The organism is Curtobacterium sp. 18060 (assembly GCF_902706105.1).
Classification (GTDB): Bacteria; Actinomycetota; Actinomycetes; order Actinomycetales; family Microbacteriaceae; genus Curtobacterium.
In genome coordinates, this window is sequence record NZ_CACSJV010000005.1 from 1 (window position 1) to 18,951 (window position 18,951).

Annotated in this window: 14 protein-coding genes and 1 tRNA gene; 4 read left to right on the plus strand and 11 right to left on the minus strand. The window is 71.2% G+C overall.

The annotated features are described in order from the left end of the window. The first annotated feature begins 17 nt into the window (after nucleotides 1-17). Nucleotides 18-320 (plus strand): hypothetical protein, encoded by a 303-nt coding sequence (locus GVL05_RS04055; protein ID WP_111085009.1) that lies wholly within the window; start codon nucleotides 18-20, stop codon nucleotides 318-320. A 17-nt stretch (nucleotides 321-337) separates the two neighbouring features. Here GVL05_RS04055 and GVL05_RS04060 read toward each other — a convergent pair whose 3' ends face one another. The 5 genes from GVL05_RS04060 to GVL05_RS04080 all read right to left on the minus strand — a co-directional run bounded on the left by GVL05_RS04060 (nucleotide 338) and on the right by GVL05_RS04080 (nucleotide 6,724). Then, nucleotides 338-1,570, minus strand: coding sequence for a CDP-glycerol glycerophosphotransferase family protein (locus GVL05_RS04060; RefSeq protein ID WP_123938939.1), 1,233 nt, complete (start codon nucleotides 1,568-1,570; stop codon nucleotides 338-340). Nucleotides 1,571-1,612: 42 nt separating this feature from the next. Continuing rightward, the gene (locus GVL05_RS04065) at nucleotides 1,613-2,521 is read right to left on the minus strand and encodes a glycosyltransferase family 2 protein (protein WP_159571739.1); all 909 of its coding nucleotides are present in this window, start codon (nucleotides 2,519-2,521) and stop codon (nucleotides 1,613-1,615) included. A gap of 86 nt (nucleotides 2,522-2,607) precedes the next feature. Beyond that, nucleotides 2,608-3,429: a CDP-alcohol phosphatidyltransferase family protein gene (locus tag GVL05_RS04070; RefSeq protein ID WP_159571534.1), complete on the minus strand. Its 822-nt coding sequence runs from the start codon at nucleotides 3,427-3,429 to the stop codon at nucleotides 2,608-2,610. Between the two features lie 4 nt (nucleotides 3,430-3,433). Beyond that, nucleotides 3,434-4,477 carry a glycosyltransferase gene (locus tag GVL05_RS04075; protein ID WP_159571537.1) on the minus strand — a complete coding sequence of 348 codons (1,044 nt, stop codon included), beginning with the start codon at nucleotides 4,475-4,477 and terminating at the stop codon, nucleotides 3,434-3,436. Between the two features lie 183 nt (nucleotides 4,478-4,660). Continuing rightward, nucleotides 4,661-6,724, minus strand: coding sequence for a S1C family serine protease (locus GVL05_RS04080; protein WP_235035836.1), 2,064 nt, complete (start codon nucleotides 6,722-6,724; stop codon nucleotides 4,661-4,663). 191 nt (nucleotides 6,725-6,915) lie between these two features. Here GVL05_RS04080 and GVL05_RS04085 point away from each other — a divergent pair, with 191 nt between their 5' ends. Continuing rightward, nucleotides 6,916-8,118 (plus strand): aminotransferase class I/II-fold pyridoxal phosphate-dependent enzyme, encoded by a 1,203-nt coding sequence (locus GVL05_RS04085; RefSeq protein ID WP_159571540.1) that lies wholly within the window; start codon nucleotides 6,916-6,918, stop codon nucleotides 8,116-8,118. Between the two features lie 168 nt (nucleotides 8,119-8,286). Here GVL05_RS04085 and GVL05_RS04090 read toward each other — a convergent pair whose 3' ends face one another. From GVL05_RS04090 to GVL05_RS04105, 4 genes are all read right to left on the minus strand, one after another. Then, nucleotides 8,287-9,156 (minus strand): carbon-nitrogen hydrolase family protein, encoded by an 870-nt coding sequence (locus tag GVL05_RS04090; protein ID WP_159571543.1) that lies wholly within the window; start codon nucleotides 9,154-9,156, stop codon nucleotides 8,287-8,289. Nucleotides 9,157-9,279: 123 nt separating this feature from the next. After that, nucleotides 9,280-9,356: transfer RNA gene (locus GVL05_RS04095), tRNA-Met, on the minus strand. Nucleotides 9,357-9,419: 63 nt separating this feature from the next. Then, entirely contained in the window at nucleotides 9,420-12,440 is a 3,021-nt protein-coding gene (locus GVL05_RS04100) for a UPF0182 family protein (RefSeq protein ID WP_235035837.1), read from the minus strand. 114 nt (nucleotides 12,441-12,554) lie between these two features. Continuing rightward, complete coding sequence (locus tag GVL05_RS04105; protein WP_235035838.1) at nucleotides 12,555-13,664, minus strand: PDZ domain-containing protein; 1,110 nt, start codon at nucleotides 13,662-13,664, stop codon at nucleotides 12,555-12,557. 152 nt (nucleotides 13,665-13,816) lie between these two features. Between GVL05_RS04105 and GVL05_RS04110 the strand changes: the two genes are divergently transcribed. Then, nucleotides 13,817-15,283: a zinc-dependent metalloprotease gene (locus GVL05_RS04110; RefSeq protein ID WP_235035839.1), complete on the plus strand. Its 1,467-nt coding sequence runs from the start codon at nucleotides 13,817-13,819 to the stop codon at nucleotides 15,281-15,283. A 75-nt stretch (nucleotides 15,284-15,358) separates the two neighbouring features. Next, entirely contained in the window at nucleotides 15,359-16,216 is an 858-nt protein-coding gene (locus GVL05_RS04115; RefSeq protein ID WP_159571546.1) for a hypothetical protein, read from the plus strand. Here GVL05_RS04115 and GVL05_RS04120 read toward each other — a convergent pair. Together GVL05_RS04120 and nudC are read right to left on the minus strand one after the other, a co-directional pair. Then, a complete protein-coding gene (locus GVL05_RS04120; protein ID WP_235035840.1) occupies nucleotides 16,107-17,930 on the minus strand; it encodes an ATP-dependent helicase in 1,824 nt (607 codons plus the stop codon). The genes GVL05_RS04115 and GVL05_RS04120 overlap by 110 nt on opposite strands. After that, nucleotides 17,927-18,862: an NAD(+) diphosphatase gene (gene nudC, locus GVL05_RS04125; RefSeq protein WP_159571549.1), complete on the minus strand. Its 936-nt coding sequence runs from the start codon at nucleotides 18,860-18,862 to the stop codon at nucleotides 17,927-17,929. The genes GVL05_RS04120 and nudC overlap by 4 nt, the downstream gene beginning before the upstream one ends. Nucleotides 18,863-18,951 lie beyond the last annotated feature (89 nt).

Here is an 18,951-nt window from a genome sequence, read left to right on the forward strand (position 1 = left end):
CCCCTAACGTTCCCCCCATGCACCACCCAGCACCCGCGTACGCCGTCCCGTTCACCATCGACCGCTCGCAGGCCCCCCGCCGGTACGACCTCGTCAACACCGGGGACGAACCGGTCGACGGCCTGACCCTCACCCACCTCGGCAACGGCTACAGCCCGCCGCTGGCGGTGCACCGGCTCGAACCGGGTCGACGTCTGTCCGTCGCCGTGTTCGGCGCGGATCCGCAGGACACCGGCGTCGTGATCGTCCGCTGGCGCCGTCCGGACCGCTCCGAGTACGTGTGGCGGATGTCACTGGTCGGTCAGGGGCTGCACCCGTGACCGTGTCCGGACAGGGCTCAGCGTTCGCCGCGCTCGGCAGCGACGGTGCGCCAGCGCTCCAGCAGCCACTCGACGGCGGCGTGGAACCGGGCCGTTGCGGCACCGGGCGTGGTGTCGCCGAAGTAGCGCGCCACCCACTGCTGCAGCTTGGCGAGCTCGGCGGCGTCCCCCACGGCGGCGTCGATCCGCGCGAGCACCGACGGCGCGTCGGCCGCGGTCAGCCAGTTGGCGTCGCTCAGGTAGCCGCGTTCGTCCACATCGGCCTCCGGCGACACCGGGCGGGTCACGATCAGGGGCTTCCCGACCGCCAGGCGGTCGTAGATCATCGCGCTGATGTCGGTGATCGCCACGTCTGCGTCGGCCAGCTGCCAGCCGAGCTCGCCGCCCTCGTCGTGGACGTGGTGCGCGGTGGGGTCGGCCGCGTTCGCCGCCGTGATCGCCGCGACGATCCGCTCGTGTGCCGTTCGGTACGCCGGGTCGAGCACGCCGCTCCGCGGGTGCGGTCGGTACACCAGGCGGTGCCGGGGCGACGCGAGCACCTGCTCGGCGATGGTGGTGCCGTGGGACGCGATCGATCCGTACGCCGCGGCTCCGCGGTCGCCCTCCCACGTCGGCGCGTACAGCACGACGGTCCGGTCGTCGGCGGGGTACGGTGCCGCGCCGGCGAAGTGGTCGGCCTGCGGGCGGCCGATCGCGATGGTCCTGGCGTCGAGGTCGTAGTCCCACAGCGCCTCGGCGAGCCGGCCACGCGCGGCGTCCCCGGCGATCAACGCGTAGTCGTACGCCTTGAACTGGTTCGTCGTCATGTACATCTTGTCGCTCTCGCCGTGGTTGACGAAGACGTGCCACATGCGCCCGTACCGCATCATCTGGAAGTTGCGGGCGTTCTGGTTGACGTACAGCACCACCTTCGGCGCCTGGGTCTCGACGAACTGCTCCAGGTCGACGACCTGACGGGCGTACACGGCGGGGACCGGCGACTCGTCGATGAGCGTGGTCATCGTGCCCGGGCTGCGCGCGATGATCGCGACCGGGTGCGTCTTCGCCAGTTCGGCCAGCGGCGCGTACCACTGGCGCACCTGGTACATGTTCACGGGGCCGTCGGCGAAGTAGACCGCGATCTCGATCGTGCCGGGCGCCGGCGCCGCGACCGACGGCAGGCGACGGGCGAGCTCCCGGCGGCTTCGGCGCGAGGCGAGCAAGCGCTGGGCCAGGCGCACGGCGGTCCGCACGTCACTGGTGATCGGCATGGACTGTCTCCCGTTCTGCGGTGGCGGTGGGGTTCGGGGTGGTCAGACGACGGGCGGGCGCCCGGCGAGCGTCATCCGGGCGACGGTCAGCCAGCTCATCGGTCGGGTCGGTCCGCAGTCGGTGGTCCGTCCTTCGCGGATGCCGGCGAACCACGTCGTCAGGCGTCGCGGGTGTCGCCACCAGCGCGCGACCTGGATCGCGGCCCACGAGCCGACGTAGAGCGGTCGGAGCGGTGCCGGCAGGTTCCGTCGGGCCAGCCACACCCGGTTGCGGGCGTTCAGGCGGTAGTACTCGGTGTGCCGCGCCGGGTCGATGGCCGGGTGGTGGGCGACCAGGTCGCCGGCGTACCAAGCACGTCGACCGGCGTCCCACACGCGCCACGCGAGCTCGATGCCCTCGTGCGCGTAGAAGTACTCAGCGCCCCATCCCCCGACGACCCGGTACACGTCCATCGGCAGCACGACGGCGCCCTCCCACACCGAGAACACCGGCGACGAGTGGTCCGGCTCGCCCTTGCGGATGCGCGGGACCCAGCGCCGCGGGTTGGCGGCGCCGGTCGGGTCGACCACGCGGGGCTGGAGCAGTCCGAGCGAGGGGTCGCGTTCGAAGCGGCCGACGGCGTCCTGCAGGAACGTCACCGAGGGGATCGAGGCGTCGTCGTCCAGGAAGAACACGTAGTCCCCGTCGACGACCTCGGCACCGGCGTTGCGGCCGGCCGGGATCCCGAGGTTCTCCGGCAGCGCCAGCGTCCGCACCCCGTCCGGCAGGCCGGTCGGCTCCCAGCCGTTGCCGACGCAGACCACGTCGAGTTCGACGCCCTGCTGCGCGAGCACGCTGTCGAGCCCGCGGCGCAGGTCATCGGGCCGGGTGCCCTGCGACAGGCTCACGACGGCGACGCGGGGTCGCTGCGGGTGCGCGACCGCGTGGCGACGAACGGTGCTCGGGGTCACGGTGCCATCGGTCACCGCGTCGTGGGGCACCGCGTCGTGGGGCACCGCGTCGTCGGGCACCGCGTCGTCGGGCACCGCGTCGTCGGTCACGCCTTGACCCGCTTGGACGCGATGATCGCCAGGAAGTGCCCGACGGTCGCCAGCACGGCCAGCGGCAGCAGCGCGCCGACCAGGATGCGGCTGGCGAGCGGGTCGCCGATCGCCAGTCCGATGAGCGCGAACAGGAACGCGAGCATGCTCAGCTCGACCGAGTGGTACAGGCGGTGGAACGGCAGGAACCTGGCCAGGCGGCGGAGCGACGCGAGCTTCCGGCCGGACGGCGCGGTCGAGGCGTCGCGTCGGTCGACGAGCTTGTCGAGCCCCGCGTTCGCCCGGGCGACGTGCACCATGTCGTTGAGGGCCTTGTTCAGCACGATCACCAGGCCGAGCGCGCAGCCGATCGTGGTCCACATCCAGTCGGCGCCGTGGATCGGCCAGGTGGCGGCTCGGATGCCCAGCGCGACCGGGATCAGTCCCTCGGTCGTGTAGTGCCCGACCTTGTCCAGGAACACTCCGGCGGGCGATCGGGTGCCACGCCACCGTGCGACCTCGCCGTCGCAGCAGTCCACGAGCATCTGCAGCTGTCCGAGCACCAGGGCGAGCGCTGCGCCCCAGATGCCGGGGATGAGCAGGGCCGCGGCGATGCTCCACCCGACCAGGATCATCAGGCCGGTCACCTGGTTGGCGCTGACGCGGGTCTTCAGCAGCACCCAGGTCAGGTACGGCGAGACGTCGCGCAGGTACAGCGACGCCGTCCAGTGCTCGGCGTTGGCGCGGGCGCGGACCTCGTCCGGCTGGGCGACGGCCCGCAGCTCGGCGATCGACGTCGGGCGTGCGGATCCGCGGCCGTGGGTGGCGGGGTCGGTCATGGGGTCACCGTCCGGTGTGGGTGGTCAGCTCGGAGGTACGGGTGAGGAACCCGATGATGAAACCGAGCCCCCATCCCACGTGGATGCAGGGCAGCACCACGAGCAGCCAGAGGAAGGTCGCCACCCCGGACCGGCGCGCGACTGCGACCGACCCGAGGACGACGAAGAGCAGGTACACGGCGGGCACGGCGAACCCGAGGAGCGCCCAGGCGACCGGGCTGCCGAGGGCCGCGCCGACGACACCGACGATGCCGGCGAGGATCCCGACGGCCATGGCGGCGACCATCGCGGGCGGCACGAAGTACCGCAGGCCGTTGTTCGCGGGGAACCGACGGGCGAGCTCGCCTCGCCACAACCCGGTGGCGACGAACTGCCGCACCAGGCGCTTCAGGCTCGGTCGCGGGCGGTAGGTGACGACCAGCTCGGGCGTGAACCACACCGTGCCGCCGGTCTGGCGCAGGCGTCGGTTCAGTTCCCAGTCCTGGCCGCGCTTGATGCCCTCGTCGAACAGGCCGACCTCGAACAGGCGGTGGCGGCGGAAGACGCCGAGGTACGCGGTCTCGGCCGGGCCGGCGGTCCCACCGACGTGGTGCGGGGTGCCGCCGAGTCCGACGCGGCTGCCGTACGCCAACGCGACGGCCCGCTCGAACGGGCTGCGGCCCTCGGCGCGCATGATGCCGCCGACGTTGTCCGCACCGGACTCGAGCAGGGTGCGGACGGCGATGCGCGTGTAGTCCGGGGGCAGCACCGAGTGCGCGTCGACGCGGACCACCACGGGGTGCACCGACGCCGTGATCGCGACGTTCAGTCCGGCCGGCGTGGACCCGACCGGGTTGTCGATCGCCCGGATGCGTGGGTCGGCCGCGCTCATCTCGGCCACGAGTTCGTTCGTGCCGTCGATCGAGGGGCCGAGCGCGAGGATGACCTCGAACACGCCGGTGTAGTCCTGGTCGAGCAGGCTGGCGACCGCAGCGCGGACCTCGGTGACCTCGTTGAGCACGGGCATCACGTACGAGACGCCCGGCAGGGGCTGTCCGTCTGTCTGCATGCGTACCTCGGGGTGCTGGCTGGGTGCACGGGACGCACCGGGGCGGTGCCGCCCCGCAGAGCGACCATGAGCCTATCAAGACCCGAACCCGGAACCTGCGGGGTGCCCGCGACGCGACCCGCAGACGGACGGGAGGCCCGGCGCACGTCGTGCACCGGGCCTCCCGTCCTGTCCGTGGTGGCGTCAGCCCTTGCTGTCGTACGTGCCCAGGGTCACGTCCGCCTGGCGGGACTGCCCGTTCCGGAGGTAGCTGATCGTCGTCGACGCACCGCCCGCGAAGTACCGGACCTGTGCCGTCAGGTCGGTGGCGTCCGAGACGGTCGCCGAACCGATCTTCGTGACGACGTCACCCTTCTGCAGACCGGCCTTCGCCGCCGCACCGCCGGACGAGACCGACTTGATGAGCGCACCCATCTGGGTCGCGCTCGCGTTCTCCGAGGCGTCGCCGACCGTGGCACCGAGCAGGCCGTGCGTGGCCGAGCCCTTGTCCTTGATCTCGTTCGCGACGCGCTTCACCAGGTTCGACGGGATCGAGAAGCCCACGCCGATGCTGCCGGCCGCCGAGTCCGACGACGACGAGCTGCCGGCCGAGGCGATGGCCACGTTGATGCCGATCAGCTTGCCCTTCGCGTCGAGCAGGGCACCACCGGAGTTGCCCGGGTTGATCGACGCGTCGGTCTGGATGACGGGCAACGAGACCGTGGTGTTCGCGGACGAGCTGCTGCCGTTGTCGCCGTTGCCCCAGAAGTCGAACGGGCCGCTGCCGCCGTTGCCGCCCTCGTTCGAGTCGCCGCCCTCGCTGGGAGCGCTCGACGTGACCTGGATGCTGCGGTTCAGGGTCGAGACGATGCCGTCCGTGACCGTGTTCGACAGGCCCAGGGGCGCACCGATCGCGACCGCGGTGTCACCGACGTTGAGCTTCGTGGAGTCGGCGAACTCCATCGGCTTGAGGTCGGTCGCGTCGATCTTGATGACCGCGAGGTCGACCGTCGGGTCGGTGCCGATGAGCTTGCCCTCGTAGATCTTGCCGTCCGAGGTCGTCACGGTGATCGAACCGTTCGAGCTGTCGCCGTCGAGCGTCACCACGTGAGTGTTCGTGACGATGTAGCCGTCCTTGCTCATCACGACGCCCGAACCGGTGCCGGCCTCGTTGCTGGACGACACGTTGATCGTCACGACCGACGGCGTCGCCTGAGCAGCGACCGCGGTGACGACGGTCGCGGAGTCGTAGTCGTTGACTGTGAGGTTGCCGCCCTGCGACGAACCGGACGACGACGTGACGGTGCCGCCCTGCGACGACCCGGCGAGCCACCCGGCGCCGCCGCCGACCAGACCCGCGACGACCAGTCCGGCGATGATCGGCAGGACGAGCTTGCTGCGCCCGGAGCGGGTGGTGGTCGTGGTGGCCGCTGCACCCGCGGTTCCGTCAGCGAAGTAGTGGCCGTTGCGCTGGTTCGCGCCGTCCACGTCGCCGAAGGCGCTCGTGGCGGACTGCGGTGCCTGCGCCGACGCCGTCGCGTACTCCGACGAGGACGCGGGGGCAGCGGCGGAGGCCGGCTGGGCGTACTCGCCGTACCGCGGCTGGCCCGCGGTCGGCTGCTGGCCGTACGGCGGCTGCTGGGCCTGGCCGTACTGGCCCTGCTGGCCGTACTGCGACTGCTGACCGTACTGGGACTGCTGGTTTGGCTGGTTTTGACCGTACTGGGACTGCTGGCTCTGGCCGTACTGGGACTGCTGGCCCTGGCCGTACTGCGACTGCTGGCCGTACGGGCTCTGCTGGGCCTGCCCGTACTGCGGCTGCTGGTTCTGCCCGTACTGGCTCTGCTGGGCCTGCCCGTACTGGCTCGTCTGGTCTGCGGCGGGCTGCTGGCCGTATTGGGACGCCTGCCCGTACGGGGAGGTCTGCTGGCCGTACCCGGCCGGCTGCTGGCCGGCATCGCGCTGCTGGTCGCCCGAGAGCGTCGGGTACGGGGCCGTGTAGCGGTCCGTGGGGTGGTCGGTCGCCGACGGGATCACGTCGGTGTGGTCGGCGCTCGTGGCGTCGTCGGACGGAGCCGCGTGCTGCGCGGCGTCGTCGGCCCGCTCGGCGTTCTCGGGCTGCTCGGCGTCGTTGAACTGCTCGGAGTCGTTCGGCATCGACGTGTTCCCCTTCGTGGCCGCTGCGGCGGCGTCCTCACTGGCGGCAGGCGATGCCGCATCGTCCGGACGGCGGTCGTCGCCCTGCCCGTTGGGCGTGGTGTCGGTCATGCTGGACGTGCTCCTTTCAAGCTCGTGCAGTCTGTCGCAACCACCTGAGCGGTGCTTCTGGCGACGCTGGAAGCATCCTCTGCCGATCTTATGCGTGGGCTGTGGGTCCGTCCCCGGATCGCCGTCGGACGGCCAGCTAGGTTGGGGTCCGTTCAGCGCGACACGTCGTCGCCGTCACCGGAGGGAACCACATGCGGCAGGCAGGACCCTGGTTGCGAGCAGCCGAGGGAGCGATGCTCCTGGGACCCGACGGCGTCCCCGCGCCCACCGTCTTCGCCGAGATGAGCGCCCTCGCCGCGAGCACCGGCGCGATCAACCTCGGGCAGGGCTTCCCCGACCAGGACGGCCCCGCCGAGGTGCTCGAAGCCGCGGTCCGCGCCATCCGGGACGGCGTCAACCAGTACCCGCCCGGACGCGGGACGGCCGACCTCCGCACCGCCGTGGCCGAACACCAGCAGCGGTGGTACGGCCTCGAGGTCGATCCCGACCGGCAGGTCCTGGTCACCGCCGGCGCCACCGAAGCCCTCGCCGCGACGCTCCTCGCCCTGGTCGAACCGGGCGACGAGGTCATCACGTTCGAACCGTTCTACGACGCCTACGGTGCGCTCGTCCGGCTCGCCGGCGGCACCCACGTCACCGTGCCCCTCACCGCTCCGGACTTCCTGCCGGACGAGGACACCCTGCGTGCGGCGTTCACCGACCGCACCCGCGTCGTGCTCGTCAACACGCCGCACAACCCGACCGGCCGGGTCCTGCCCGACGAGGTCCTGCGCACGATCGTGGAACTCGCGACACGGTACGACGCCCTCATCGTCACCGACGAGGTCTACGAGCACCTGACGTTCACCGTCCCGCACACGCCGATCGCGACACTGCCCGGAGCCGCCGAGCGGACGGTGTCGATCTCGAGCGCCGGCAAGACCTTCAGCACCACCGGTTGGAAGATCGGTTGGCTCACCGCTCCCCCGACGCTCGTCGACGCGATCACGACGGTGAAGCAGTACCTGACCTTCGTCAACGGCGCACCGTTCCAGCCGGCCGTCGCCGTCGGACTGCGGTTGCCCGACGCCGTCTTCGCCGGGATCGCCGCCGAACTCGCCGCCAAGCACGAACTGCTCGCCTCGGGGCTCCGGTCAGCGGGCTTCGACGTCATGCGGCCGGACGGCGGGTACTTCGTGATCGCCGACACCGCGCCGCTCGGGTACGACGATGCGCGGGCCTTCTGCCTCGAGCTGCCCGCCCTGGCCGGGGTCGTCGGCGTACCGGTGTCGGCCTTCGTCCGGCCGGACTACGCCGCGGGCTACCGGTCCCTCGTGCGCTTCGCGTTCTGCAAGCGGCGTTCCGTTCTCGAGGAGGCCGCCGGCCGCCTGGCACAGTTGACCTCTGGCGCGTAGCGAGACGTCCCGCGCGTGAGAGGACGTTCCGCGCGTGGGAGGACGTCCCGCGCGTCGGAGGACGTCCCGCGCGTCGGAGGACGTCCCGCGCGTCGGAGGCCGGACGTTCCTGCTCCCCACGCGCGTTCCGGCATTGCAGGGCGACCGCGATGGGACGGAACGCGCCTGTCAGGGGCGAGCCGTGCCTCCTGGCTGGGCGCGCAGCGCGACGTCGTACCGGCGGAGTGCCAGCGACGGGTTGACCTTGCGGACCGCATCGGTCACGGCGGTGTCGACGGTCGCGACGAGCGTGCCGGGCGTGGAGCCGGCCGACGCCACGGCGACACCGGAGGGGTCGAGCACCACCGAGGCACCGATGCCGATAGGGGGCGTCTGGCCGACACCGACGACCCACACGGTGTTCTCGATCGCCCGCGCGGTGAGCAGCGTCCGCCAGTGGTGCTCCTTGCCGGGACCGCGCACCCACTCGGCCGGCAGCACGACGACGTCGGCCGCACCCTGCTCGGACGCCGCCAGCCGCCGGGTGACCTCGGGGAAGCGCAGGTCATAGCAGGTCTCGAGCCCGATCCGGACACCGTCGAACTCGAAGACCGGCAGCTGCTCCGGGTCGCCGGACTCGATGCGGTCGGACTCCCGTGACCCGAACGCGTCGTAGAGGTGCACCTTCCGGTAGGTCGCCGCGAGCTCGCCGGTGGGGAGCACCGCCACGAGGGTGTTGCGGAAGCGCGTGGGGCCTGCCGGGGTCGCCGCGTCGGTCGTCTCGGCGTCGGTCGTCTCGGCGATCCCGACGATCAGTGCGACACCGGTGTCGCGGGCGATGTCGCGGAGCCCGGAGACGAACGGGCCGTCCAGCGGTTGCGCTGCGGCAACGAACCGGTCGTCGATGTCGGCGGTGAAGTACGACGAGTACTCCGGCGTGACGAGCAGGGCCGCTCCCCGCGCCGCTGCGTCGGCTGCCGCGGTCCGGACGGTCTCGAGGTTGGCTGCCGGGTCGTCCACGGGAGCGAACTGTGCGGCGGCGATCGTGAGGGTGCCCATTCGCCGAGCGTACTCGGCGGGATCCGGTGCCCTTGGGCGCGCTCTGGCATGCACGAGTCCAGGGAGGCGTCCGCGAACGAGGAAAACCCCGGTCCTTTCGGACCGGGGCTTTCGTGTGACGCTTGGTTGCGGGGGCAGGATTTGAACCTACGACCTCTGGGTTATGAGCCCAGCGAGCTACCGAACTGCTCCACCCCGCGGCACATTGAATAGCCTACACACGGTCGTGGCGGGGCACAAATCGTGTGCCCCGCCACGGCGTGTCAGCTGCCGTCTTCGGCTGCGGTCGCGGCCTCGATCGCCTCTTGCAGGCGCTTGTCGGCCTCGGCTGCAGCGACCAGGTCGTTGTCGGCGTAGGCCTGCTGACGGTCCTGCAGGGCGTCGTTCGCGTCGGACAGCGCCTGCTGCAGTGCGTCGTTGTCCGTGGTGCCCGAGCCGGTCGAGCCACCGGTCGACCCGGAGCCCGAGTCGGAACCGGAGTCGGACGAGCCCGACCCGGACGAACCGGAGTCGCTCCCCGAACCACTGGCATCGGAGTCTCCGGCAGCAGCACCCGAGTCACCGCCGAACAGCGAGTTGAGCGCCTCGTCGAGGGTGTCCTCGAACGCGATCTTGTCGCCGAACGCGACGAGCACCTTCTGCAGCAGCGGGTACGAACCGCTCGACGTCGACTGCACGTACACGGGCTGCACGTACAGGAAGCCGCCGCCGACCGGAAGGGTGAGCAGGTTGCCCTGCTTCACCGTCGAGTTGCCGCGCTTCAGGATGTTCAGCTCCTGCGACACCGTGGTGTCCGAGTTGAACAGGTTCTGCACCTGCGCCGGGCCCGGGATGTTGTCGGTCTTCGGCATCGTCAACAACGTGAGCTTGCCGTAGCCCGACGCCTTCTTGCCCTTGCCTGCACCTCCCGCGTCGGAGTCGGCGGCCAGGTAGCCGGTCAGCACGTTGCGGTTGTTCGCGCCGGCGGACTGCTGGGGGATGTAGGTCGTGTACAGGTTGTACGCGGTCTCCTGCCCCGGCACCTTCATCGTCAGGTAGTACGGATCCTGCAGGTTCGCCTTGCTCGCGGTCGTCGTCGTCTGCGCGCCCAGGGCGTTGGTGGTCGTCGACGTGTCGGCGGCGCTCGCATCCGTGTCGGTCGACCCCGTGGTCGTGGGCTCCTGTGGTGTGTTCCACGCGTCGTCACCCGAGTAGAACGAGTTCGCGTTCGTCACGTGGTAGGTGCCGAGGATCGACCGCTGCACCTTGAACAGGTCCGTCGGGTAGCGGACGTGGTCCAGCAGCTCGGCGCTCATGCTCGACACCGACTTGACCGACGTCGGGAAGATCTTCTCCCACGTCTTCAGCACCGGGTCCTTGGTGTCCCACGCGTAGAGGGTCACCTTGCCCGTGTAGGCGTCGACCGTGGCCTTCACCGAGTTGCGGATGTAGTTGACCTGGTCGGTGCGGTACGCCGAGGACTCCGAACCGGCGATGCTGTCCGACAGGCTCTGGCTCTGCGAGTACGGGTAGGCGTCGCTCGTCGTGTAGCCGTCGACGACCCACTGGATGCGGTGGTCGACGATCGCCGGGTAGGCGTCGCTGTCGACCGTCAGGTACGGCGCGACCTTCTGGACACGCGTGATCGGGTCGCGGTCGTAGAGGATCTGCGAGTCCTTGTTGACCGCGTCCGACAGCAGGACCTGCTCCGACTGGAACTTCGCCGCGTAGACGAGTCGGTTGAAGAAGTTGCCCACACTCGGTCCGCCGTCGCCGGAGTACGTCGTGGTGGCGTTGCCGCCGTTGTCGTCGTCGGATCCGGACGGGTAGTCGAGCTCGACGTCCTTCGAACCCTTCGGCGCCCCGACGATCGAGTACGCCGGCGAGGTCTCGCCGAAGTACACGCGCTGCTGGAAGTCACCCAGCGCACCGTTCGAGGGGATGCCCGACTCGAGGAACACCGGCTTGCCGTCGCTCGCGCGCTGGTTGCCGAAGGCCGCGGTGACGCCGTAGCCGTGGGTGTACACGAACGCCCGGTTGTACTGGGTGTTCGCGGCCGAGCTCAGACCGTCGAGGTCGATGTCGCGCACCGCGATGACGGTGTCCTCGGTCTCGCCCTTGACGTCGTACCGGTCGACGTCGAGCTCGTCCGGGAACTGGTAGTACTGCCGGTACTGCTGCAGCTGGCTGAAGGTGTCGGAGACGATCTTCGGGTCGATGAGGCGGATGTTCGCCGTCGTCTGGGCGTCCTGCGCGAGGGCGCCGGAGCTGGCCTCGGTCGTGGCGTCGTAGTTCTGTTCCTTGACGTCGGAGACACCGTAGGCGTCCCGCGTGGCCTTGATGTTCCGCTCGATGTACGCGGACTCGTACGTACGCTCCGAGGGCTTGACCTGCAGGCGCTGGACGATCCAGGGGTAGATGCCCCCGATGACGATCGCGGCGACGAGCAGCAGGCCGGTGCCGACGATCGAGATGCGCCAGCGGCCGATCACCGCGGTGACGATGAACAGGATCGCGACGATCGCCGCGATGCCCGCCATGATCTCGCGACCCGGGATGACCGCGTTGACCTCGGTGTACTGGGCACCGGTGATGAGCGAGTTCGACTTGGTGAGCGCCGCGTACTGGTCGAGCCACAGACTGACGGCCTGCAGCGCGATGTAGAGCGCAGCGGTGACGGCGAGCTGGATGCGCGCGGCACGGGAGATCCGGACTTCACGTCCCCCGAAGCGCAGCGCGCCGTACAGGTAGCAGGCGGCGAGGGCGGCGAGCCCCGCGATCAGCACCACGGCCGACGAGTACGCCACGATCGAGCGCCAGAACGGCAGCTCGAAGACGTAGAAGCCGATGTCCAGGCCGAACTGCGGGTCCGTCTTGCCGAACGGGGTCCGGTTGAAGTACTCGAGCACCATGCTCCAGCGCCCCGAGGTCGACAGCCCGGCGAAGATGCCGAGCACCACCGGGATGCCGATCATGACGGCGCGGCGCAGCGGTTCGATGACCTGCTGGTACCGGTCCAGCTGCGAGTTGAGCTTCGCGTAGACCGGGCGGTACCGGAAGGCCAGTCCGATGCTCAGGAAGACCGGGATCGCCATGCCCAGGAAGCCCGCGAGGAACATCAGGGTCCCTGCGATCCACCGCGTCGTGAGGACCTGCTGGAACCCGAGCTGGGCGAACCACGCGTAGTCGGTGTACAGGCTGGCGAAGATGAAGAAGCCGATCACCAGTGCGGCCAGCACGATGATCGTGACCACGATCGGGACCCGCGGCGAACGCCGCCCCGAGGTGGACGAGGTTGTCGTCACTTGATGTGCTCCAGACGTGTCGGACCGGCGGGCCCGGCTCGCGGCGGGCCGTCAGTGCACTGATCCTATTGGACCGGGCGGACTGTGAAACTGTGCGAGGACTCAGGAACCCGGTCAGGAACCGCAGCGGGCGAGCTTCGCAGTGCTCTTCCCGGCGGCGATCGTCTGCAGGTCGGTGACGGCCTGGTCGAGCGTCGACACCTTGTAGACGTCGAGCCCGTCCGGCACGTGCCCGACGACCTCGCCGCAGTTGTCAGCCGGGGCGAGGAACACCGTCGCCCCCGCTTCCCGCGCTCCGTAGAGCTTCTGCCGGATGCCGCCGATGGCTCCGACCTCGCCGTCGGCGGTGATCGTGCCCGTCCCCGCGACGTGCTTGCCGCCGTTGAGCTTGCCGGGCGTGATCTCGTCGATGATCCCGAGCGCGAACATCATGCCGGCCGAGGGGCCACCGACGTCCTGCAGCTTGATCGAGACGTCGAACGGGAAGTCGTACTTCTCCGTGACGCCGACGCCCAGGAGCGCGGTGCCCTGCTCGTCGCGTGGGGTCACCCGGACGTCCTTCGTCGCACCGTCGCGCTCGATGGTGACGGTGGCCGGGGTCGACGTGCCGTGCTTCGCGACGAGCTCGCGCAGCGAGGTGGCGTCGGCGTTCGTCGTGAGCGAGGTGCCGTCGAAGGCCGTGATGACGTCGCCCTTCTCGATCGGACCGTCGGCAGCCGAGCCGGGCTGCACGGTACCGACCTCGAGTTCGGTCGGCAGGTCGTTCCCCTGCTGGATCAGTGCTGCGGCCACTGCGGACTGCTGCGACGCCTGCATGTCGGCGGAGTCCTGCTGGTTCACCTGCTCGGTCGTGGTGCCGGTCGGGTAGATCGCCTCGACCGGGATCACGGCCTCGGACTTCGTGAAGATCGCCCGGACGACGCTGGTCCACGACGGGCGGTTCGTCGCGTCGCCCTGGATGCCGACCGTCAGCATGTCGAGCGCCCCGGCGGTGGGGTAGGTCTCGTGCCCGGAGACCTGGATCAGCTTGACGTCCTTCGCGTCCTTGCCCGTCCCCTGCTTCTGGGTCCCGATGGTGTTGTAGACCGGTCCGGGGACCTCGATCAGGTACGGGCTCGGCAGCACGCTCGCCAGGATCCCCAGCACGACGGCACCGATCACGAACGCCCACCCGACGGTCCTGGCACGCGAACGACGACGGGGCGCGGGGGTGAAGAGGGTCACGCGGGGTCCTTCCAGGGGCGGTCGCCGGGCCTGACGGCGGGGCGGTCGTCCGCGCCGTGCGGCGGGACTGTTCGCCCTCGGCGCAGCGGTTCGGGCGTTCCCACGGGGGCATCCCAGGTGCGGCCCCGTGAGCAGCGATTAGCGTAGTCGGCATGCCTGATGAACCACAGCCGGGGCCGGACGACGACTTCCAGGAGATGCTGCGCAAGCTGCTCTCGGGCGAGGGCCAGATCGACCCGTCGCAGCTCGCCGGTGCAGCCGGCCTGCCGAACGACCCGGCCTTCGTCGCGAACCTGATGAGCCAGCTGCAGCGTGCCGCGCAGTCCGGCGGCGACGGCATCGACTTCTCCGCGACCGCCGAGCGCGCCACCGCGATCGCCCGTGAAGGCGGCCACGCCGTCGACCCGGTGGCCTCGCAGGCGGCCGACCAGGCGTTCCAGGTCGCCGCCCTCTGGTTGGACGAGGTCACGACCGTGGCCGAGCTCACCGCCACCCCGAGCCTGTACACGCGGGAGCAGTGGGCGAAGGCGACGGTTCCGGTGTGGACCCAGATCGCCGAGCCCGTCGCGTTCAGCATCGCCGATGCGCTCACCGAGGCCATCGACCAGCGTGCTCCCGAAGAACTCAAGGCGATGCTCGGCGACGTCTCGAAGGCGATGCGCGGCGTCGGCGGTGCCCTCTTCGCCATCCAGCTCGGCCAGGTCGTCGGCCAGCTGTCGAAGGAGGTCGTGTCCGGCGGCGACGTCGGGGTCCCGCTGCTGGACGAGCAGGTCGCCGCACTCCTGCCGCAGAACGTGGCCGAGTTCGCCGAGGGACTCGACGTCTCCGAGGACGAGGTCCGCATCTACCTGGCGGTCCGCGAACTCGCCCACGCACGGCTCTTCCGCTCGGCGCGGTGGCTGCGCCTGCACATCATCTCGTCGATCACGGACTACGCACGGGGCATCCACATCCCCTTCGACCGCGTCGAGGAGCTCGCCGCGGACATCGACCCGACCAACCAGGAGCAGCTGCGGGACGCGCTCGCCTCCGGTGCGCTCATCCCGCCGCGCACGCCCGAGCAGGACGCTGCGCTGGCACGGCTGGAGACCATGCTCGCGCTCGTCGAGGGCTGGGTCGACACGGTCACCGCCGCCGCCACCGTCCGGCTGCCGAAGAGCGGCGCCATCGCCGAGATGGTCCGCCGTCGCCGGGCAGCCGGAGGACCCGCCGAGTCCGCGTTCGCGACGCTCGTCGGCCTCGAACTGCGACCCCGCCGTCTGCGCGAGGCCGCCGCGATGTGGCAGCGGGTGACGGACGAGCTCGGTGCCGAGCAGCGTGACGCACTCTGGTCGCACTTCGACCTGGTCCCCACGTCCGACGACGTCGACGCACCGGACGCCCTGGTCGCCCGTCTGCGGAACCCCGCGCAGACCGAGGAGGACGACGCGTTCGACAAGGCGCTCGAGGACCTGCTCAACGACGCCACCGGCGCCCGTCCGCACGAGGACGAGTCCGGCCGGATCGACGACGGCGCCCCGGGCACCGACGGAACGGGCACCGGCAAGACGGCCACCGACGGAACGGGCACCGACGAGACAGGCACCGACGAGGACCGCCCCGGCGACCAGCCCCGCTGAGTCCGGCACCGTCGAGTTCTCCACAGATCCACCACCCGGCCCCACGCGTGCCCCCGACTCGGGCACCGTGGGGTCATGGGCATCCGCATCGATCCGACACTCGAGTTCGTCTGGCGCGACCCGACGACGGTGCAGCTCGGGGTCGATCCGCCTCGTGCCGTCGTCGACGTCCCGACCACGGGCGAGGAACGGTTCCTCAGTGCCCTGCGGCGTGAGACGGGGCGCGAAGCGCTGAGCGGCCTCGCCGTCACCTCGGGCTGCCCACCGGACGTCGCCGCGCGCGTGCTCGGTGCGGCGTCCCCCGCCGTGATCGACGTCCTGCCCGAACCGCTCGAACGGGTCGAGGTGCACGGCGCCGGCGGGTTGCCGGACACGATCGCGGCGCACCTGTCCGGCGAGGGCGTGACCGTCGCCCGGACCTCGTCCCCGCGGGGCGGCCCCGTCGACCTGCCGGAGCACGAACCCCGGCTCGCCGTGGTGGTCGCCGACCACGTCGTCGACCCCGCGCTCCGCGCCGCCTGGACCCGCAGGGGCGTGCCGCACCTGGCGGTGGTGGTGGGCGACGGCCGCATCCGCCTCGGGCCGTTCGTGGTCCCGGGGGCCGGCCCGTGCCTCCAGTGCGCGGAGTTCGCACGCGTGGACGACGACCCGGCGTGGCCCGCGATCGCGTCGCAGCTGTGGGGACGACCACCGGCGCCGCTGTCACCGTGGCGGTCCGCCGCGGTAGCCGCGGCCGCCACCCGGCTGCTCGTGCAGCGCCTGCCGCTCCGGTCGCAACGTGCCGACCCGGACCAGGTGGTGTTCGACCGCGACGACCTGGCCGTCAGCCGGTGGTCGGTGCCGCTCCATCCGCGGTGCGCGTGCCGAGCACTGCCAGGAACCGACTCGGAGCGCGGGCTCCCCCACGTGTGGAACCCTGTCTCGACCACGTGATCGTCACGGTCCGCCGGGCGCGGGTCAGGCCGACGTAGAACAGGCGACGTTCCTCGTCCACCTCGGTGTCGGTGGTGGCGTGCGAGATCGGCAAGAGGCCCTCGGCGGCACCGGCGATGACCACGTTCGGCCACTCGAGTCCCTTGGACGAGTGCAGGGTCGCCAGGGTCACGGCGTCGACCTCGGGCTCGTGGTGGGTCGCGGCACGGTCCACCAGGTCCTGGGTGAACTGCTGCATGGTCGTGCCGGCGGGGGCGTCCTCGGCCAGGCCCATGATCGCCTGCAGCGCTTCCCACTGCTCGCGGACGGCGCCGGTGCCCTCGGGGGCGGTCGACGTCCACCCGCTGACCTGCAGCACGAGGCGGACCCGGCGGGTCAGTTCGTCGTCGGTCTGCCGGATCGCCTCGCCGCGCATGTGGTGCACCGCGAGCTTGACCTCGGGCCGGTTGAAGAAGCGCGTGCCGCCCTGCACCCGGTAGGGGATGCCGTTGCGGCCGAGCGCGGACTCGAGGGCCGCGGACTGGGCGCCGACGCGGAACAGCACTGCGCAGTCGCCGTACGACGCTCCGCCGGCGACGAGTTCCGCGATCCGTCGGGCGATGGTCTGCGCCTCGTCGCCGTCGTGCACGCACGGCACCACGACGGGGTCGGGCCCGGGCTCGTCCGTCTGGGCGACCAGGTCGAGCGCGCCCGGTTGCCCGCGCATCAGGGCGTTGGCGGCGTGCACGACCTCGCGGGTGGAGCGGTAGTTCCGCTCGAGTCGCACGACCGAGCCGCGGGGGAACTCCGAGCCGAAGCCGAGCAGGTAGTCGCTCGACGCGCCGGCGAACGAGTAGATCGTCTGGCTGGCGTCGCCGACGACGCACAGGTCGTCGCGGCCGCCGAGCCAGGCTCGCAGCAGATCGTGCTGCACGGGCGAGACGTCCTGGTACTCGTCGACGACGAAGAACCGGTACTGCTGCCGCACGTAGGACGCCACGCGCGGCTCCGACTCGACCATGCCGAGCGTGGCGAGCAGGACGTCCTCGAAGTCGAGCTGTCGGCGGTCGTCCTTCAGGCGCTCGTAGGCCTTCATCAGGTCGATCACCCGGCGCGGCGAGGTGTCGCGCGGCATCACCCGTTCGGCGGCGGCGGCCTCGTACTCCTCGAGCGAGAGCATCTGCACCTTGCGCCACTCGACCTCGGCGGCCAGGTCGCGCAGCACCGGGGTGTCGACCGACATCCCGACGGTGTCCGCGGCGTGCGCGATCATCCGGCCCTTGGACTCCACGATCTTCGGCGCGTGCCCGCCGACGGTGTCCGGCCAGAAGTAGCTGAGCTGCGCCATCGCCGCGGCGTGGAAGGTCCGCGCCTGCACCGTGCCGGCGCCGAGCGAGCGCAGCCGCGACCGCAGCTCCCCGGCGGCGCGGGTGGTGAACGTCAGCGCGAGGACGTGGTTCGGTGCGTAGGTGCCGGTCGCGACGCCGTAGGCGATGCGGTGGGTGATCGCACGGGTCTTACCGGTGCCGGCGCCCGCCAGGACCGCGACGGGGCCCAGCAGGGTCCGGGCGACGGTGCGCTGCTCGGTGTCGAGGGCGGCGAGGAGTTCATCGGGCGACGGCGGACGGACCTCGGCCGAACCGGCCGAACCGGCCGAACCGGCAGAACCGGCCGAACCGGCCGAACCGCCCGGACCAGCGCCAGCCGGCACCGGGCCACCACCAGCACTGCTCACGGCAGGTCCAGCGGCCCGCCGTACCACTCCTCGATGATGGCGCGGGCGATCGAGGTCCGACCGGGCAGCAGCAGGGTGTCCCCCGCGCGCTCCCGGATGTCCTCGCGCGAGAACCAGCGCACGTCGAGGATCTCGACGCCGTCGGGCCGGGCAGTGGACGGGTCGCCGTCCACTGCGCGGGCACGGAAGCCGACCATCAGCGACGCGGGGAACGGCCACGGCTGCGAGCCGAGGTACTCGGGCTCCTCGACGTGCACGCCGGACTCCTCGAAGACCTCGCGGCGGACGGCGTCCTCGAGCGACTCCCCCGGTTCGACGAACCCGGCGAGCAGCGAGTAGCGGTTGGCGTCCCACGCGGCGTTCGAGCCGAGCAGGATGCGGTCGTCGGCGTCGACGACACCGACGATGATCGCGGCGTCGGTACGCGGGAAGTGCTCGTGTCCTTCAGGGTCGCGGCGCACCCACCCGCCGGTGACGACGTCGGTCGCGGACCCGGTGCGGGGCGAGAAGCCGTGGACGGCGTGCCAGTTCGCCATCGCCACGGCCTCGACCGCCAGGCCCTGGTCGCGCGGGGACAGCTCGGTGCCGAACATGCGCAGGCTCTCCCACGCGTCGTCGGACGGTTCGATGGCCGACGCGGTGGCGTCGTCGACGAGGGTCGCGACGAAGCGGGTGCCGGCGGGGGCGTCGGCAGCGTCCGAGACCGCGCGGCCGAGGTACAGCGTCACGGTGCCGTCGGGGACGTCGGCCGCGGTCACGAAGCGCAGGGTGCCGTCGGCGTTCCGGAGCATCTCCGAGCCGTGCACCGGCAGGTACCGGGTCGCGGAGTCCTCGCGCAGGACCCGGTCGAGGTCCGGCGTCGTGCGGAACTCGGCGTCGCGGTCGAGTTCGTTGCGGGACAGCGGGAGCCGGGAGGCGAACTCGACGGTCACGGCAGAGGGCTCCTCGGTTCAGGTGCAGGCGAGGCCTGCGGGCGGGGCGTGCGGCAAGGCGTACTGGGAAGGCTTCGGGAACAGCGTGG

What these genes read in the sequence shown, in the direction of transcription:
- GVL05_RS04115 (WP_159571546.1), top strand. Translation starts at nt 15,359, where the DNA reads ATGGGCATCCGCATCGATCCGACACTCGAGTTCGTCTGGCGCGACCCG.
- GVL05_RS04075 (WP_159571537.1), bottom strand. Translation starts at nt 4,477, where the DNA reads ATGCAGACAGACGGACAGCCCCTGCCGGGCGTCTCGTACGTGATGCCC.
- GVL05_RS04055 (WP_111085009.1), top strand. Translation starts at nt 18, where the DNA reads ATGCACCACCCAGCACCCGCGTACGCCGTCCCGTTCACCATCGACCGC.
- GVL05_RS04060 (WP_123938939.1), bottom strand. Translation starts at nt 1,570, where the DNA reads ATGCCGATCACCAGTGACGTGCGGACCGCCGTGCGCCTGGCCCAGCGC.
- GVL05_RS04070 (WP_159571534.1), bottom strand. Translation starts at nt 3,429, where the DNA reads ATGACCGACCCCGCCACCCACGGCCGCGGATCCGCACGCCCGACGTCG.
- GVL05_RS04090 (WP_159571543.1), bottom strand. Translation starts at nt 9,156, where the DNA reads ATGGGCACCCTCACGATCGCCGCCGCACAGTTCGCTCCCGTGGACGAC.
- GVL05_RS04085 (WP_159571540.1), top strand. Translation starts at nt 6,916, where the DNA reads ATGCGGCAGGCAGGACCCTGGTTGCGAGCAGCCGAGGGAGCGATGCTC.
- GVL05_RS04110 (WP_235035839.1), top strand. Translation starts at nt 13,817, where the DNA reads ATGCCTGATGAACCACAGCCGGGGCCGGACGACGACTTCCAGGAGATG.
- GVL05_RS04080 (WP_235035836.1), bottom strand. Translation starts at nt 6,724, where the DNA reads ATGACCGACACCACGCCCAACGGGCAGGGCGACGACCGCCGTCCGGAC.